Source organism: Mesorhizobium sp. LNJC405B00, from assembly GCF_000502615.1.
Taxonomy (GTDB): domain Bacteria; phylum Pseudomonadota; class Alphaproteobacteria; order Rhizobiales; family Rhizobiaceae; genus Mesorhizobium.
The window spans coordinates 666,074-682,087 of record NZ_AYWC01000001.1; the positions used below are offsets into that span (position 1 = coordinate 666,074).

At 63.1% G+C, this 16,014-nt stretch carries 14 protein-coding genes and 1 pseudogene; 3 read left to right on the forward strand and 12 right to left on the reverse strand.

Annotated features, from left to right (window positions below):
* Nucleotides 1-31: 31 nt before the first annotated feature.
* The 6 genes from X756_RS161945 to X756_RS161920 form a co-directional block, all read right to left on the reverse strand.
* The gene (locus X756_RS161945) at nucleotides 32-1,174 is read right to left on the reverse strand and encodes a Gfo/Idh/MocA family oxidoreductase (protein ID WP_023728555.1); all 1,143 of its coding nucleotides are present in this window, start codon (nucleotides 1,172-1,174) and stop codon (nucleotides 32-34) included.
* An 11-nt stretch (nucleotides 1,175-1,185) separates the two neighbouring features.
* Nucleotides 1,186-1,932, reverse strand: a complete 747-nt coding sequence (locus X756_RS161940; RefSeq protein WP_023728556.1) for a sugar phosphate isomerase/epimerase — start codon at nucleotides 1,930-1,932, stop codon at nucleotides 1,186-1,188.
* Between the two features lie 117 nt (nucleotides 1,933-2,049).
* Nucleotides 2,050-3,156, reverse strand: a complete 1,107-nt coding sequence (locus X756_RS161935) for an ABC transporter ATP-binding protein (RefSeq protein ID WP_031195489.1) — start codon at nucleotides 3,154-3,156, stop codon at nucleotides 2,050-2,052.
* A complete protein-coding gene (locus tag X756_RS161930; RefSeq protein WP_023728558.1) occupies nucleotides 3,156-4,091 on the reverse strand; it encodes a carbohydrate ABC transporter permease in 936 nt (311 codons plus the stop codon). The genes X756_RS161935 and X756_RS161930 overlap by 1 nt, the downstream gene beginning before the upstream one ends.
* Entirely contained in the window at nucleotides 4,084-4,977 is an 894-nt protein-coding gene (locus X756_RS161925) for a sugar ABC transporter permease (RefSeq protein WP_023683029.1), read from the reverse strand. Before X756_RS161925 ends, X756_RS161930 begins: the two co-directional genes overlap by 8 nt.
* Before the next feature lie 81 nt (nucleotides 4,978-5,058).
* Nucleotides 5,059-6,297, reverse strand: a complete 1,239-nt coding sequence (locus tag X756_RS161920; RefSeq protein ID WP_023683028.1) for an ABC transporter substrate-binding protein — start codon at nucleotides 6,295-6,297, stop codon at nucleotides 5,059-5,061.
* A 392-nt stretch (nucleotides 6,298-6,689) separates the two neighbouring features.
* Here X756_RS161920 and X756_RS161915 point away from each other — a divergent pair, with 392 nt between their 5' ends.
* Entirely contained in the window at nucleotides 6,690-7,733 is a 1,044-nt protein-coding gene (locus X756_RS161915) for a LacI family transcriptional regulator (RefSeq protein ID WP_023683027.1), read from the forward strand.
* Nucleotides 7,734-7,766: 33 nt separating this feature from the next.
* Here the strand turns inward: X756_RS161915 and gndA are convergent, their stop codons facing one another.
* On the reverse strand, nucleotides 7,767-9,194 hold the full coding sequence (gene gndA / locus X756_RS161910; protein WP_023692001.1) for an NADP-dependent phosphogluconate dehydrogenase: 1,428 nt from the start codon (nucleotides 9,192-9,194) through the stop codon (nucleotides 7,767-7,769).
* 206 nt (nucleotides 9,195-9,400) lie between these two features.
* On the opposite strand from gndA, the gene X756_RS161905 reads away from it, so the two are divergent.
* Nucleotides 9,401-9,838: a VOC family protein gene (locus tag X756_RS161905; RefSeq protein ID WP_023728559.1), complete on the forward strand. Its 438-nt coding sequence runs from the start codon at nucleotides 9,401-9,403 to the stop codon at nucleotides 9,836-9,838.
* Between the two features lie 25 nt (nucleotides 9,839-9,863).
* On the opposite strand, the gene X756_RS161900 is transcribed toward X756_RS161905, so the two are convergent.
* The 5 genes and pseudogenes from X756_RS161900 to X756_RS161885 all read right to left on the reverse strand — a co-directional run bounded on the left by X756_RS161900 (nucleotide 9,864) and on the right by X756_RS161885 (nucleotide 14,211).
* Nucleotides 9,864-11,489 carry a copper resistance CopC/CopD family protein gene (locus tag X756_RS161900; RefSeq protein WP_023728560.1) on the reverse strand — a complete coding sequence of 542 codons (1,626 nt, stop codon included), beginning with the start codon at nucleotides 11,487-11,489 and terminating at the stop codon, nucleotides 9,864-9,866.
* 53 nt (nucleotides 11,490-11,542) lie between these two features.
* A pseudogene (locus X756_RS01000000165135) lies at nucleotides 11,543-12,060 on the reverse strand (YcnI family protein).
* A gap of 36 nt (nucleotides 12,061-12,096) precedes the next feature.
* Nucleotides 12,097-12,636, reverse strand: a complete 540-nt coding sequence (locus X756_RS161895) for a copper chaperone PCu(A)C (protein WP_023728561.1) — start codon at nucleotides 12,634-12,636, stop codon at nucleotides 12,097-12,099.
* A gap of 105 nt (nucleotides 12,637-12,741) precedes the next feature.
* Nucleotides 12,742-13,098 (reverse strand): DUF2946 family protein, encoded by a 357-nt coding sequence (locus tag X756_RS161890; RefSeq protein WP_023728562.1) that lies wholly within the window; start codon nucleotides 13,096-13,098, stop codon nucleotides 12,742-12,744.
* 210 nt (nucleotides 13,099-13,308) lie between these two features.
* Nucleotides 13,309-14,211: a GntR family transcriptional regulator gene (locus X756_RS161885; protein WP_023700141.1), complete on the reverse strand. Its 903-nt coding sequence runs from the start codon at nucleotides 14,209-14,211 to the stop codon at nucleotides 13,309-13,311.
* Between the two features lie 254 nt (nucleotides 14,212-14,465).
* Between X756_RS161885 and X756_RS161880 the strand changes: the two genes are divergently transcribed.
* Nucleotides 14,466-15,971 (forward strand): altronate dehydratase family protein, encoded by a 1,506-nt coding sequence (locus tag X756_RS161880; protein ID WP_023728563.1) that lies wholly within the window; start codon nucleotides 14,466-14,468, stop codon nucleotides 15,969-15,971.
* Nucleotides 15,972-16,014: the final 43 nt, after the last annotated feature.

Genomic DNA, 16,014 nt, shown 5'->3' on the forward strand with positions numbered 1-16,014 from the left:
GTCGGCGCGAGCGCGCCGACACCCTTCTACCTCATTTTTGCTTCGCCAACAGTTCTTTTGCGTCCTTGACGCCGAGTGCAGCCGGCCGCTCGCAGCTGGTCTGCATGGCGACGAACTTGCCGGTCTCGCCCGACCGCAACAGGCCGGTCATGACGTCGACGGCATGCAGCGCGAGCTCCATCGAGCAACGATGCGGCCGGCCCTCGGCGATCGCCAGCGCCATGTCGGCAAGGCCTGCGGTGCGGTAGTTGGCCATCATGCCCTGGCCGTGCATTTCGTTGGGCACGCCGAACGGATGCTGCCATTTCGGCAGTTTCTTCACCGGTTTTGCCGCCTTGGTTATGCGCACGTCGCCACCGAAGAAATTCGGATCCGGCACGAACACCGTGCCCGTCTCACCATAGAGTTCCATCGGCGCGTGACCATGCGCCCAGACGTCCCAGCTGGTGTTGAGCGTGATCACGGCGCCGTTCTCGAACTCCAGCAGGCCGTGGATCGTTGTCGGCGTGTTGACCGGGATTTTCTCGCCCGCGCGCGGTTTCGACGAGATCGTGCGCTCCTTGGCAGGCGTTGTCGCGAAGGCCGCCACCTGCTTCACCGGCCCGATCAGCTGGATCAGGTTGGTGATGTAGTAGGGCCCGATGTCGAGCACCGGCCCGGCGCCCGGCTGGAAGAAGAAATCGGGATTGGGGTGCCAGTGCTCCATGCCGTGGCCCATCACATGACAGGTGCCGCTGGTGATCTTGCCGAGCGCGCCGGTGTCGATGAGGTTGCGCACCAGCTGGTGCGCGCCGCCCAGGAACGTGTCCGGGGCCGAGCCGATGCGCAGCCCTTTCTTCTCGGCGCGGCTCTTGAGGTCGAGCCCTTCCTTGACCGACAGCACGAACGGCTTTTCCGAATAGACGTGCTTGCCGGCATCGAGGATCTGCTTCGACACCCCGTAGTGCACCGCCGGGATGGTGAGGTTGACGATGATGTCGATCTCGTCATCCTTGAGCAGTTCTTCGACGGTCTCGGCGCGCAGCTTGAACTCCTTCGCCCGTGCCTTCGCCGCGTCCATGTTGATGTCGGCGCAGGCGCGCATCTCGATGCCGCGAAACAGCGGCGCCAGCGAGAAATATGCTCTCGAGATGTTGCCGCAACCGATGACGCCGATACCCAGTTTCTTTGCCATGATGATTGTTCCTAGTAAGCCTTGACGGATGCGAGCGAGCGGCTGGCGAAGCGCTCGATGTCGTTGGGGTTGTCCTGTTCCATCACGTAATATTTGGCCGCGCTCTTCGCCCGAAGTGTCTTGATCAGGCCGGCCCAGTCGATGGTGCCGTGGCCGACATCCGCCCAGCCGTCCTCGTCAAGGCCTTCGCCTGAGTTGGCCATGTCCTTGACATGGACGGCGCTGATGCGCTTGCCGTGCTTTTCGATCCACGGCAGCGGATCAACGCCGCCGCGGACTACCCAGGCGACGTCCATCTCCCAGCCGATGTCGGGCGCAGCCGACAGGATGTGATCCTGCGGCACCGAGCCGTCGGCGAGTGTCTTGAACTCGAAATCATGGTTGTGCCAGGCAAAGCCGTAGCCGGCTTTTTTTGCGGTCCCGCCGACCTTGGCCAGACGCTCGCCAAAGCCGCGCCAGCCGGCAGCGTCGGCCGGCCGCTGCTCGGCCAGCAGATAGGGACAGATGACGAGCGTGATGCCGAGTGCGTCGGCTGTTTTGCGTACGCCGTCGAAATCATTCTCCAGCGCATCGATCGAGAAATGTCCGGTCGGCATCGAAAGCCCGTTCTTGTCGAGTTCGGCGCGGAACGCCGTGGGGTCGTCATAGACGCCGCCGAAACCTTCGACTTCCTTGTAGCCGAGCTTGCCGAGCATTTTCAGGATGCCTTCCCACGGCTGGAAATTGCGGGCGCTGTAGAGTTGGAATGACCAGTTCATCGTCTTTGTCCGTTTCTTGGTGGTTAAGGCTTGGGGATGTTTTCGGGGGATCGTTTTCGCGAGATCGTTTTAGGGGGATCGTTCTTGGGAGGATGGTTTGCGGATGATTCTAGAGGGTCACAGGCGATTGCCGGTCGCGGCGTCGAACAGCGAGGCGCGCGCCGGATCGAAACCGAACTGGATCGGATCGCCGCTGCGCAGCGTCCGTTCCGCCTCGACGCGGAAGGAGAGGTTGCGGCCGGCAAGCTTCGTCCACACCAGCGTGTCGGAACCCATCGGCTCGACGATCTCGACCGAACCGCCGGCGGAAAACGGCATCGACTTTGCAGCGTCACCGAAAGCGATATGTTCAGGCCGGATGCCCAGCACGCAAGCGCCGGCCGGGCGCTCCGTGCCGTCAAAGGTATAGCGATCGAGCGGCACCGAAACACCGTCGGTCCTGAACACTGGAGCAGCACTGGCCTCCAGCTCCCCTTCGAGGAAATTCATCGCCGGCGAGCCGAGGAAGCCGGCGACAAACCGGTTGACCGGCCGGTTGTAGATCGTCTGCGGCGCGTCGAGCTGCTGGATGACGCCGCCGCGCATGACCGCGATACGATCGGCCAGTGTCATCGCCTCGATCTGGTCGTGGGTGACGTAGATCATGGTGTTCTGCAGCTTGCGATGCAGGAGCTTGATTTCGACGCGCAGTTCCGAGCGCAGCTTGGCGTCGAGATTGGATAGTGGCTCGTCGAACAGGAAGACGTCGACGTCGCGCACCAGCGCCCGCCCGATCGCCACGCGCTGGCGTTGGCCGCCGGACAAGGCCGCGGGCTTGCGCTGCAAAAGCGGCTCGATCTGCAGGATCTCGGCGGCGCGGGCGATGCGCTTGGCGATCTCGTCCCTGGGCACGCCGGCAACGCGCAGGCCGAACGACAGGTTCTTCTCCACCGTCATTTGCGGATAAAGCGCATAGGACTGGAACACCATGCCGATGCCGCGATCCTTGGGCTCTTCCCAGGTGACGTTCTTGCCCTTGATGAAGATGCGGCCTTCGGAAATATCGAGCAGCCCGGCGATGCAGTTGAGCAAGGTCGACTTGCCGCAGCCCGAGGGACCGAGCAGCACGATGAACTCGCCCTCTGCGACCTCGAGATTGAGGGTCTGCAGCACCGATACAGAGCCGAAGTTCAGGGACAGGTCCTGGATCGAAACGCTGGTGCCGTTGGCTGCCGTCATCGCCATCACCCTTTCACCGCACCGGCGGCGATGCCGCGCACGAAAAGCTTGCCGGAAATGAAGTAGACGATGAGTGGCACAAGGCCGGTCAGGATGGTGGCGGCCATGTTGACGTTGTACTCCTTCACGCCTTGCACCGAATTGACGATGTTGTTGAGCTGCACCGTCATCGGATAGGTGTCGGGGCGGGTGTAGACGACGCCGAACAGGAAGTCGTTCCAGATGCCGGTCACCTGCAGGATGATGGCGACGACGAAGATCGGCAGCGACATCGGCGCCATGATCCGCAGGAAGATGCCCCAGAAGCCGGCGCCGTCGACCCGTGCCGCCCTGAACAGCTCTTCCGGCATCGAGGCAAAATAGTTGCGGAACAAAAGCGTGAGGATCGGCATGCCGAAGATGGAATGGACGATCACCAGGCCGCTGAGGCTGCCGTAGAGGCCGATCTCGCGCAGGATGATGACGATCGGATAGATCATCACCTGATAGGGGATGAAGGCGCCGACGATCAGGATGACGAAGAATGTGTCGGCGCCCTTGAAGCGCCAGTTGGCGAGCGCATAGCCGTTCACCGAGGCGATCGCGATCGACAGCAGCACCGACGGCACGGTGATGCGCACCGAATTCCAGAAGCCGCGCGAAAGCCCGTCGCAATTGAGGCCGGTGCAGGCGGTCGCCCACGCCTTCACCCACGGTTCGAACGTGATTTCGAGCGGCGGCGAGAAGATATTGCCCATCCGTATCTCGGGCATGCCCTTGAGCGAGGTTACGACCATCACGTAGAGCGGCAGCAGATAGTAGACCGCCACCACGATCAGCGTGCCATAGAGGAAGATATTGCGGCGCGAGAAGACATGCCGCGGCTTCGGCCCGCGCGGCCCGGAGGCTTCGCGCTCGGCGACACCCGCGCTGGCGGGCAAAGGGACGGCCGGGTCAGCCACGCTTCCTGCCTCCAAATTCAAGGTAGGCCCACGGCACGACGACGATCACCACCGAGAGCAGCATCATGGTCGAGGCGGCAAAGCCCTGGCCAAGATTCTGTGCGAAGAACATGTAGTCATAGACATATTTGGCCGGCACTTCGGAGGCGATTCCGGGGCCGCCGCTGGTCTGGGCGACAACGAGGTCGTAGACCTTGACGATGCCCGACGCGATGATGACCAGCGTGGTGATGAAAACCGGCCGCATCATCGGGATGACGATGAACAGATAGGTCTTCCACATCGGGATCCCGTCTACCCGCGCTGCCTTCCAGATGTCCTCGTCGATGCCGCGCAGGCCGGCCAGCATCAGGCACATGATGAGCCCGGTGCCTTGCCACAGCGCCGCAATCGAAATGCCGTAGATGACGATGCTGGAATTGTAGAGCGGGTCGAAGTTGAAGCTCGTCCAGCCGAGGTCCCGCACCACATGCTGGATGCCGAAATCCGGATTGAGCAGCCACTGCCAGACCAGGCCGGTGACGATGAAGGAAAGCGCGAACGGATAGAGGAAGATGGTGCGGAACGTGTCCTCGAAACGGATCTTCTGGTCGAGAAGCGCTGCAAGCAGGAAGCCGATGACCAGTGAGAACACGAGCGAGATCGCGCCGTAGATCAAAAGGTTCTCGATCGAGATCAGCCAGCGCGGCGTCGCCCACAGCCGGTAATACTGGTCGAGCCCGGCGAAATTCAGCCGTGGCAGCAGCTTCGAATTGGTAAAGGAATAGAACACCGTCCAGACGGTGCCGCCGACGAAAACCACCGACGCGGTGAGGATCATCGGGATCGAGGCGACCTTCGCATTGATGTTGCGGAACAGCGGGTTGGGGCGTTCGCTCTTGCTCATCTCGTCAGCCGGCTGGGTAAGGGCGGTGCGATCCCGGCCCTGCTTTCGCAAGGCCGGGAGCGAGGTGTATTGCCTCCAACGTCAGTCTGCCGAAGCGATGAGGTCGGCGAAGCGCTTCTGCGCGTCTTCGATGGTCAGGTCCGGCTTGGCGAAGAATTCGGCGAAGAGATCTTCCTTCTGCTTCTGGGTATCCTGCGAAAGCAGTTGGTCCGTCCACGGGATGACGGCGCCCTTGGCGAGGATGGCCAGACCCTTCTTCATGCAGTCGTTCGCCGCATTGAGATCGACGTCACCGCGCACCGGCAGCGAGCCCTTCTTGAGATTGAAGGCGACCTGAGTCTTAGGGTCGAGCAGCGTCTCTGCCAACACCTCCTGCGCCTTGGACTTGTCGGCATCCTTGAGCAGCGGGAAATAGAAGGCGTCGCCGCCGGTGGCGATAACTTCGTTCAGACCGAGGCCCGGCAGGCAGGCATAGTCCTTGCCGGCGACCTTGCCGGCAACCTGGAACTCGCCTTGCGCCCAGTCACCCATGATCTGGCCGCCGGCCTTGCCGGTGATGACCAGATTGGTCGCCTGGTTCCAGTCCTGCACATTGGTGTTCTTCGCCATCTTGCGGGCATCGTCGGCGGCCTTGAAGACCTTGGCGATCTCGGGCCCAGCGGCGAACTTGGCGTCCTTGTCCTTGTAGACCTTGAGGAATGCATCGGTGCCGCCGACCGCCGCCAGCAGCACATCGAAGGCGCCGGAAGATTGCCAGGCCTGTCCGCCGACAGCGAGCGGGATGATGCCCGCCTTTTCCAGGGCGGGCGCTGCCGCCACGAATTCATTCCAGTCCTTCGGCAGCGGCACGCCGGCCTTCTCGAAGGCTTCGTTCGACAGCCACAACCACTGCCAGGAGTGGATATTGACCGGCACGCAGTAGATCTTGCCGTCTATGGTGCAACTGTCGAGCAGGCTCTTCGGCCGCACGATTTCCGTCCACTTGCCCTTGGTGGCGACATCGGTGAGGTCGCGCATCAGGCCGGCCTGCACCAGTTCTTCGGCCTGCCGGCCGTGATTGAACTGGGTGGCGCCCATCGGATCGCCGCCGGTGATGCGGCTGATCATGATCGGCCGTGCCGTGCCGCCGGATCCGGCAATGGCGCCGTCGACCCAGTGATTGCCGGTCGCGTCGAAGGCCTTGGCGAATTCCGCAACCGCCGCCGCCTCGCCGCCCGACGTCCACCAATGGGTGACTTCCAGGTCGGTGGCGGCCGCCGGGCCGGCAAGCTGAAGCGCGGCCGTCGCGGCAAGGGCAGCGGTCAAAAGTCTATAGCGCATTTCGGTTCCTCCCAGAATCTGAAACGTTACAGATTTTCGATACGGCAATTATGCGGTGCGTGCAACCCCTGAGATAAACGCGCTCGAATGTTTTTTCGAGGCGCGAACAAATTCGTTGCGAGCAAACCGGCAAACTCCGCGCAAAACCGGGTGCTGCGCTGCAAAATCATGCTGCAGCGCAAGAAAACCGTCTCGAATCTGATTGTCGCGCAACGTTTCTGGCCGCCAAAACCCTGCCAAAACCATGGCTTGAGAGACCCACGCGCTGCGATGTTGGAAATCTGTAACGTTTCAGTATATTGAGGCCTGACGGCGAAGAACCGTGCCACATCGTCATCGAAGCGATTGTCGGCTGGTCCGGCGGCTGCTATGCGCCTGACGGGGCGGGACGAATGGACAGGGACCAGACGGAGAAGGACGACGAGGCGTCGGCGCATGAGCGGCCGACGCTGAAAACGCTTGCCTTCATGACCGGGCTCGGCGTCACCACCGTCTCGCGCGCGCTCAAGGATGCACCCGAGATCGGCGCCGAGACCAGGCGGCGGGTTCAACTCGTCGCCAGGCAGATCGGCTACCGGCCGAACCGCGCCGGCGTGCGCCTGCGGACTGGCAAGACCAATGTTATCAGCCTCGTGCTCAATACCGAGCGCGAGATCATGAGCTTTGTCTCGGACATCATCTACGGCGTCTCGGAGGTCATTGCCGACACACCCTATCACCTGATCGTCACGCCCTACTCGCGCTCGCAGGATCCGCTGGACCCGGTAAAGTATCTGGTCGAGTCCGGCTCGGCCGATGGCGTCATCATCTCACGCACGCAGCCCAACGATCCGCGCGCCCGCTACATGCTGGAGCGTGGCATACCCTTTGCCACGCATGGCCGCACCGATATGGGGCTTGTCCACCCCTATCACGACTTCGACAATTACGCCTTCGCCGCCGAAGCGGTGCGCCATCTGGCCAGCGTCGGCCGGCGCCGGCTGGCGCTGGTAGCGCCGCCGGTCGGGCTCACCTATTACGACCACACGGTCAATGGCTTTGCCGACGCACTGAGCGAGGTCGACGCCAGCGAAGTGCCGTTCAACGCTGTTTCGATCGACCAGTCGATCGATCAGATCAGGACGCGGACCGCGCAGTTGATGCGCCGCGACGTCAGGCCGGACGGTTTCGTCAGCAGCGCCGCCGCAGCAACGCTGGCCATCGTCGCCGGCATCGAGGATGCCGGCCTGAAACTCGGCCGCGACGTCGATGTCGTGTCCAAGCAATCGTCGGAACTGCTGCATCTGTTCCGCCGGGAGTTGCTGATCGTCAACGAAGACTTCCGCCTCGCCGGCACCGAGCTTGCCCGCGCCGTGCTGGGCTGGATAGGCGGCGCGGCACCTGGCTCTTTGCAGACTGTGGTCAAGCCAGGCGACGTCGTCGCGTATCAGGGCTGACTGGCACGACCTGAGAGGCCGCCTCACCTGACCCTAGCCGGCAGCGCCGCTGCCCCATGGGCCATGGAAAGCCCCCTGCTCGCCGATGCGCTCGAAACCATGCGCGCCGAAGAAATCGCGCTGCGCCTGGATCAGGTTCGAGGTGCCGCGGCCCTGGCGGTAGCTGTCGAAATAGGCAAGCGCCGACGCCAGCGCCGGCACGGGCGAACCGGCCTCCGACGCTCTTGCGACGATGCGCCGGAGCGACGGATGCGCCTCCTGCATCATGGTGGTGAAAGCCGGCGCCATCAAAAGGTTGGTGGACGCGCCGCCCGAGCCGAAGGCTTCCGCCATGGTGTCGAGCATCTGCGAGCGGATGATACAGCCGGCACGCCAGATCTTGGCGATGGTCGGCATCGGCAAGTTCCAGTTGAACTCCTTCGAGGCGGCGCTCATCACCGCGAAACCTTGTGCATAGGCGGCGATCTTGCCGGCGAGCAGCGCCAGCTCCAGGTCTTTCAGAAGTGCCGCCTTGTCGCCGGAGATCTTGATGACGCCGATATTGCCATAGGCTTTTTCGGCCGCCTGCCGCTCATCCTTGATCGACGACAGCACGCGGGCCGCCACCGCCGCCTCGATGGCCGTCGCCGGAATGCCGAGCTGCTGCGCCTCGATGACAGACCATTTGCCGGTGCCCTTCTGGCCGGCACGGTCGAGGATGATGTCGACCACCGGCTTGCCGGTCTTTGCATCGTCGGCGGCCAGCACCTTGGCGGTGATCTCGATCAGATACGAATCGAGCCGGCCCTTGTTCCAGTCCTCGAAGACCTTGCCGATCTCCTTCGGCCCCATGCCGAGACCGTCACGCAGGATGCCGTAGATCTCGGCGATCATCTGCATGTCGGCATATTCGATGCCGTTGTGGATGGTTTTCACGAAATGCCCGGCGCCGTCTGTGCCAAGCCAGGCAGCGCACGGTTCATCCTTGAACTTAGCCGAGATCGCGGTCAGCACGCGTTCGACGCGCTTCCAGGAGTCTTCGGTGCCGCCGACCATGATCGACGGTCCATGGCGCGCGCCTTCCTCGCCGCCGGATACGCCCATGCCTATGAAGGTGAGACCTGAGCCCGACAGTTCCGAAAAGCGCCGCATCGTATCGCGGAAATTGGCGTTGCCGGCATCGATGACGATATCGTTGTCAGACAACACGCCGCGCAGCGCTTCGATCTGTTCGTCGACCGGCTTGCCGGCCAGCACCATGATGATGACCGGGCGCGGCGGCTTGATCGCAGCTGCCAGTTCCTCCAGGCTGTAGCAGGGCACCACCATGTCCCTGAGCGAACCGGCGCCTTCGAGGAAGGCATCGGTGCGCGCCTTGGTGCGGTTGAAGACGGCGATGCGGTGCCCGTGCTCGGCAATGTTGAGCGCGAGGTTGGAGCCCATTGTGCCAAGGCCGATCAGGCCTATTTCGGCTTTTTCCATCGTTTCTTCCCTGCTTTCGGATTTTGTTGAGGCCGCGTTTTTCGGGATGCCCATTTTTCGGCGAGATGATTGACGGGCCTTTCGCGCCACGTCAACCGCCTCGCCGAATTGTGTTGCGTCTGCGTTGTGTCAGACCGAGTCAGGAAGGGTCAGTTGGTGACCAGGCGACGCCTTGCCGATCGAACATATGACGTTAGGTTGAACTTATGGCAGTCAAACGGATGGACAATGTCGGAATCGTCGTCGATGACCTCGACGAGACGATTGCCTTCTTTCGCGAGCTCGGCCTCGAACTGGAAGGGCGGGCGACGATCGAAGGCGAGTGGGCCGGACGTGTCACCGGGCTCGGCGATCAGCACGTCGAGATTGCCATGATGCGCACACCGGATGGCCATAGCCGGCTCGAGCTCTCCCGCTTCCTCACGCCGACGGTCGTCGCCGATCACCGCAACGCCCCGGTCAATGCCCTGGGCTACCTGCGCGTCATGTTTACCGTGGACGGCATCGACGACACGCTTGAAAGGCTCCGCAAGCGTGGCGCGCAGCTGGCCGGTGAAGTCGTCCGTTACCAGGACGTGTATCGGCTCTGCTACATCCGCGGGCCGGAAGGGCATCTCATCGGGTTAGCCCAGGAACTCGGCTGAGCGCCCTTCGCAGGCGGGCTGAATATCACTCGGCGCGGATATCGATCGGCGCTTCGATCTTTACCACTTCGAAATCCGAAACCAGAATATCGAGCCGCGCCGTCCAGCGGCCTGGAATCGGAATGACGAGATTATCGACGCGCCAGGTGCCGTCGCCTGGCTTGGTCGCCGGACGCTTGATCGGCTCGATCCCCGAATCGGGCTTGGACAGCACCAGCGTCACTTCCTTGGCGTCGAGCGGGCCGAAATCGCCATCCATGATGACGATGGAGGCGGTGACCTCCCCGGTATGGCCGGGCGTGATGTCGATGTCGGCCATCGCCTTCATAGTGTGGATATGGGTCGACGTCGGTTGTGCCGCGGCGATTGCCAGGGCCCGTGGCGGCGGCGTGAAGCGCCAGCCGGCGGCAACGCCGAAGATCAGGAGCACGATCAGCATTTCGACTGAGATCGAGCGGCTAAGCCGTCGCCGCACTTCCGTCGCTCCGGCCTCGGCCAAGGCGGTGAGCCGCCATCGATTGACCGCCGCCAGCGTGAACAGAAACACCAGCAGCGCCAGCTTGATCAGCAGCAGCCGGCCATAGGCGGTGTTGACCAGTGCCGCCGGTGTCTGCACCTGGATGATGGCGAGCACCACACCGGCGGCGGCAAGCACTACCACCACGGGCATGATCGCGCGCGAAAACCGCCGCAGGAACGCCCCGGCTTCCACCGATTGGCTGCTCAACGCCAGGCCGAGCGGCAGCAATGCTCCAGCCCAGAAAGCGATGCCGGCGCCATGCAGGAACACCATAGGCCGCGTCAGCCATTGCGGTTCGGCTGCACTGGCATGGCCGCTGGCGGCAAAGGCTGCACCCACACCGGCCAGCCCGGCGAGCGCCAACGGCCTGGCGCCAGCACGCGATCCGACCAACGACAGCAGGCCAAGCCCGAGCGCCGCCAGCGAAATCAGCACCGTCCAGCCGAAGCTGGTGCCAAGCGCCGTCCGCCAGACCACCGGTTGCGCCAGCCGGGCGAGTGGCGCGCCCAGCGCGTCCAGCCCCTGGAACCCGAGCGACAGGGGTGCTGCGACCAGCCCGCACAGGATGGCGGCAATGACGAAGCGCTGGCCTGAGCGCTGGCCTTGCGCCAGCCATGTCAGCGCGAAGGCGCCGCCAATGCCGAGGAAAAGCCCGATGTAGAGAAGAACCTTGCCGGTCCAGATCGCTGACCGCAAATCTATATCGACAGCTTCCCCCACCGCCGGCGCCGCACTTGGCGCGCCAACGGAAAACAGCACCGAGCCGCCGACCGGATGGCCATCGGCGGAAATCACCCGCCAGCTCAAGACATGGGTGCCCGGCCCGAGCTTTTGTGGATTGTCGATCTCAACCGTTTGGTCGCTCAACCGAAACGAGGTCAAAGCGACAGGCGTACCGTCGGGCCGCACCAAGGTCAGCACCAGCGGCGACACAGGCTCGCTGAAGGTCAGCGAAAATTGCGTCGGCGCTCGCTCCAGAACCGCGCCGTCGGCAGGCTCGGCCTTGATCAGCGCCGCATGGGCAAAGGCCTGGTTTGGCGTGGCAAGGACGGCAAGCAGCAGGATCGCGGCCAGCAGGCCGAAGCACCTGCCGGCTGTCCGTTCTATCCGCTGAAAACAGGCCACGTTCATGCCATCCACCAAAACAGTGGCGCGCCGCTTCGAAGCAGCGCGCCGCCATTGCATCATTTCTTCGGCAGCAGGTTGAGGCCGGGCGCCGGATCTTCCATCGCATCCTCATCCTGACCAGCCGCCGGAATCTCTATCCAACGCGTGGTGGCCCCATCGCATTCCTGCACCACCGGAAAATAGAGTTTTTGCCCGGCCGGCAGATCGGCGGCCAACGTGCCGCGGAAGACGAACTCGTCATAAAATTCATCCGGCAGGCTGCCGCCGCTCCAGTCGACTTCCTTGACGCCCGAGGTCACCGCCTCGCCATAGAGCTGGTAGGATTTCTCGTACTTGCCTTTCTTGACCTGCAGCGTCCAGCCGGGCTTGGGCATCGGCTTACCCCGATCACCCCTTCCGGGATCTGCACGCGCACGGCAATCGTCGCCTTTCCTTCACAGCCATGCGGCACGCGCAGCACGGCCTTGTAGGTCGAACCGACAGGCGCTTCCTGGGTTTCGAGGGTGATATGGGCGAAGGCGGCGCTTGTCCCCAGGACGAGGAATGCAGCGGCGGGCAAAAGATACTTGTTCATGATGGGTCCCTCTCGAAAAACGGTTGGCAATATTGGTCAGTCGTTGTCTTCCTCTGGCGGTGCGCTGCCTATGGCTTGCACCGCGAACTCGACGGTCACCGCTCCGGCCTTCTCGAAAGTCAGCGTGGCGGCAAACATCTGGCCTTCTTTAGGCGGCTGCTTCAAATCCATGAACATCACGTGGTAGGCGCCGGGACCCAGCGTGATCTTGCCGCCCGCCGGAATGTCCAGGCCGCCACTGACCGGGCGCATGGTCATGACGCCGTCTTTGACTCCCATTTCATGCAGTTCGGCCTTGCCCGAAATATCGGAGGCAATCGACAGCAGCCGGTCTGGTGCGCTGCCCTTGTTGACGATGGTGAAATAGCCGCCGGCAACCTTGGCGCCGGCCGGCGTGGCGCGCGACCAGGGATGCTTGATCTCGATGTCACCGGCCTTGAACTCATGCGCAAGGACGGAATGGGGGCCGGCGAACAACAGTGCAAAGGCGAAGAGGGCGCTGCCGAGACGCTGCTCGATAGTGGTGGAGAAAGGGGCACTGCGACGCAACGCGCCGGCACGAAGAAAAAGGAACATGGGTAGGCTCCATGAATATGAGGTCGCGCCTTTGTCCGGCTGCGAACGTGTTTATCATTGGATGATTATCGCCTGCGCAGGTTACGCGAAGCGAGCGGCGGTTTTTCAGCCCGCAAGCGGCGGCGCGCGCGGATTGGCCGGAGAGCGCTCACGCGTGACGTCGGGATGCCTGACTGCCGGCGGGGCAAAAGCGACTGTTTCCAAGTACTGGCTGACCGGCGCCAGGCCGACGCCTGCCGGCGGCGCATAGGCGACGGAGGCCATGCTGCAGCCGAGCATGCAGCACGCCGGCATATGCTGCTGGTGCGGATCGCCGCCGGGAAGCTTGACCGCTCCCTCATGGCTGCAGATGACATTGCCGAAAGCGTCGAGTTGCGAGGCATCCGGCGCAATGCCGAAGGCAAACACGCCGAGCGTCGACTGGAGCAGCAGCACACAGGCCGCGACAAAGGCGGCCGTCATGCTCCATCTCTTACGCCGGAAGTCCAAAGACCTGCCTCTTCACGCAGCAACGCGTGGATATCTAGCACGCGGCATGTCGGCGGAAAATCGCCAAATCATCGCTGCGGCAACGCGGCGCGTTCGATCCATGTCGCACAAAAGTGCGCAGCGGTTTGGGATAACGCATGAGGCAGAGATCTTGTGCGCATAACCTCCCTTCGGAAGTCGCGCTCAGGAAGCCGGGCGGCCGCCGATTTCCGGAATCGACGTCAACAGCGTGTGGCGTGCCGACTTCAGATGCTTGCGGCAGGCGGCGTCGACCTTGCCGAGATCGCGCGATTTCAGCGCCGCGATGTAGGCGAGATGCTCGCCAACCGCGACTTCGTTGCGCTCGCGCTCCTGCGCCTTGTTCCACTGGTAGTGGTAGTGAAAGATCATGGCGATGACGTCGTAGAAATCGACGATGAAGCGGTTGTGCGACGCCCGGTGGATCAGCCGGTGGAAGCGCTCGTCTAGCTCCGAGAATTCGTTGAAGCGGATGGCGATTTCGCTGGCCAGAAGCCGGTGCTCGTCTTCCAGCCGGTCGAGATCCGCCCAGACCGGACTATCCCCAGGCAAGGCGGCAAAGGCCGCCGCCGAGCGTATCTCGAACATTTCGCGGATTTCAGTGAGTTCGAGCGCAAAGGCACGGGTAAATCCTTTCAGCACCCAGTGGCTGTTGCGCCGCTTCTCGATCAGGCCGAAGCGGGAGAAGCGGATCAGGAACTCGCGCACGCTGGTGGTGCCGACGCCGATCTCGCGCGCCAGTTCGAGCTCGTTGATCTGCATGCCGGCCTCTGCACCGCCGGCCAGCAACCTGCGCATAAACGACCGCTCGATGATCTGGGCCAGTGTGTCTGTCTCCTCCTCGGGGAAGAAATCATCCGGCTTCGGCGTCCTGAGCACTGTCTTGCTGCGTTTGTTCCACGCGATCAGCCCGGTCTCTTCCATGCGCGCCAGAATGGTGCGCACGGTGGTACGGCTGACGCCAAGCAAAGTGCCCAGCTCCGGCTCCGACGGCAGGCTCTGCGTCTCATCGAGCAGCCGCAGACCCCTATTGTAAGCGTCCTTGTAGACGTTGTTGCTCTTCGACATCCCTGCCCCGTTGCGCGCCGGCGCTTGCTGTGGCTGGCTTGAAGCGCGATATCAATGTCCTGGCGCTCACCCGGCTAAGCAAAACGCTCTGCGTGTCAGACGCCGCTCCCCACAAGCCAAGCGTCCATCGGACGCATGGTCTCCTCCTGAAAAAACAATTGACGCACAAATGTTTTTTCACGATAAAAGACATTATATGTAAACAGACGCGTGTCAATCCGCGCATCCCCAGGAACAGACCCAGGAAACTGCCCGTGAACGCTTCGAACAGCATTCTTCTGTCCCCCGCCGACAATGTCGCGGTCGCCAATGGCCGCATCGAGATCGGCACCCCTCTGCCCGGCGGCGCCGTCGCCACGGCCTTGATCGAGCCCGGCCACAAGGTGGCGATCAAGCCTATCGCCGCCGGCGAGGCGGTGGTCAAGTATGCCCAGGCCATCGGCCGCGCCACCCAGGACATCGCGCCCGGCGACCACGTCCATTCGCACAATCTGGTCTTCGAGTCCGGCCGTCTGCCGGTCGTGCCGCCGAGCGAAGCGGAGCATGCCACCGAAGCTGACCGCGCCCGGACATTCATGGGCTATCGTCGCGCCGATGGCCGTGCCGGCACGCGCAACTTCATCGGCATCATCGCCAGCGTCAATTGCTCGGCCACCGTCTGCCACGCCATTGCCGACGAGGCCAACCGCGTGCTGTTGCCGAAATATCCGGGGATCGACGGCTTCGTCCCGATCGTCCATGGCCAGGGCTGCGGCATGAGCGGCACCGGCGACGGCATGATGGTGCTACACCGCACGCTCGCCGGTTACACCCGCCATCCGAATTTCGGCGGCGCGTTGATGGTCGGCCTCGGCTGCGAGGTCAACCAGCTCACCCTTTACGGCCAGAAGGGTGCGGCGGCGGGAAAACGCCATTTCAACATCCAGGACGCCGGCGGTTCGCGCAAATCGGTCGCAAAGGCGATGGGCGTGCTCGCCGAAATCGCCGAGGAAGTCGGCCAGTATCAGCGCGAGCCGATCCCGGTCTCGGAGATCGTCGTCGGCCTGCAATGCGGCGGTTCCGACGGCATGTCGGGCATCACCGCCAATCCCGCGCTGGGAGCGGCGGTCGACATCCTGGCCGGCGTCGGCGGCATCGGCATCCTGTCGGAGACGACGGAGATCTATGGCGCCGAACATCTGCTCGCCTATCGCGCGGCAACGCCGGAGATCGCCAAGAAGCTCGACGGTTTCGTCAAATGGTGGGAGGACCATGTCGCCAAGCACGGCGCCTCGATCGACAACAACCCCTCGCCCGGCAACAAGCGCGGTGGCCTGACCACCATCCTGGAAAAGTCGCTGGGCGCCGTGGCCAAAGGCGGCCAGACTCCGCTCAACGGCGTCTTCGGTTATGCCGAAAAGGTCACCGGCAGTGGCCTGGTGTTCATGGACACGCCCGGTTACGACCCGGTCTCGGCGACCGGTCAGGTGGCGGGCGGCGCCAACATCATCGTCTTCACCACCGGCCGCGGCTCCTGCTTCGGCTGCCGGCCCACGCCGTCGATCAAGGTCGCCACCAACTCGACCATGTACCACCAGATGGAAGAGGACATGGACGTCAATTGCGGCGTCATCGCTTCGGGTGAGAAGACCATCGCCGGCATGGGCCGGGAACTCTTCGAACTCATCGTCGAGACGGCATCGGGCCGCAAGACCAAGAGCGAGGCGTTCGGCTACGGCGACAACGAGTTCGTGCCGTGGCACCTCGGCGCGACGCTCTAACCACCGACGAAAAAAAACGGGCTGCAACGACGGCTCACAAGGG

Bases quoted from the DNA above. Each gene is read 5' to 3' on its own strand.
- X756_RS161945 (WP_023728555.1), bottom strand. From the start codon at position 1,174: ATGGCAAAGAAACTGGGTATCGGCGTCATCGGTTGCGGCAACATCTCG.
- X756_RS161940 (WP_023728556.1), bottom strand. From the start codon at position 1,932: ATGAACTGGTCATTCCAACTCTACAGCGCCCGCAATTTCCAGCCGTGG.
- X756_RS161935 (WP_031195489.1), bottom strand. From the start codon at position 3,156: ATGGCGATGACGGCAGCCAACGGCACCAGCGTTTCGATCCAGGACCTG.
- X756_RS161925 (WP_023683029.1), bottom strand. From the start codon at position 4,977: ATGAGCAAGAGCGAACGCCCCAACCCGCTGTTCCGCAACATCAATGCG.
- X756_RS161920 (WP_023683028.1), bottom strand. From the start codon at position 6,297: ATGCGCTATAGACTTTTGACCGCTGCCCTTGCCGCGACGGCCGCGCTT.
- X756_RS161915 (WP_023683027.1), top strand. From the start codon at position 6,690: ATGGACAGGGACCAGACGGAGAAGGACGACGAGGCGTCGGCGCATGAG.
- gndA (WP_023692001.1), bottom strand. From the start codon at position 9,194: ATGGAAAAAGCCGAAATAGGCCTGATCGGCCTTGGCACAATGGGCTCC.
- X756_RS161905 (WP_023728559.1), top strand. From the start codon at position 9,401: ATGGCAGTCAAACGGATGGACAATGTCGGAATCGTCGTCGATGACCTC.
- X756_RS161900 (WP_023728560.1), bottom strand. From the start codon at position 11,489: ATGAACGTGGCCTGTTTTCAGCGGATAGAACGGACAGCCGGCAGGTGC.
- X756_RS161895 (WP_023728561.1), bottom strand. From the start codon at position 12,636: ATGTTCCTTTTTCTTCGTGCCGGCGCGTTGCGTCGCAGTGCCCCTTTC.
- X756_RS161890 (WP_023728562.1), bottom strand. From the start codon at position 13,098: ATGACGGCCGCCTTTGTCGCGGCCTGTGTGCTGCTGCTCCAGTCGACG.
- X756_RS161885 (WP_023700141.1), bottom strand. From the start codon at position 14,211: ATGTCGAAGAGCAACAACGTCTACAAGGACGCTTACAATAGGGGTCTG.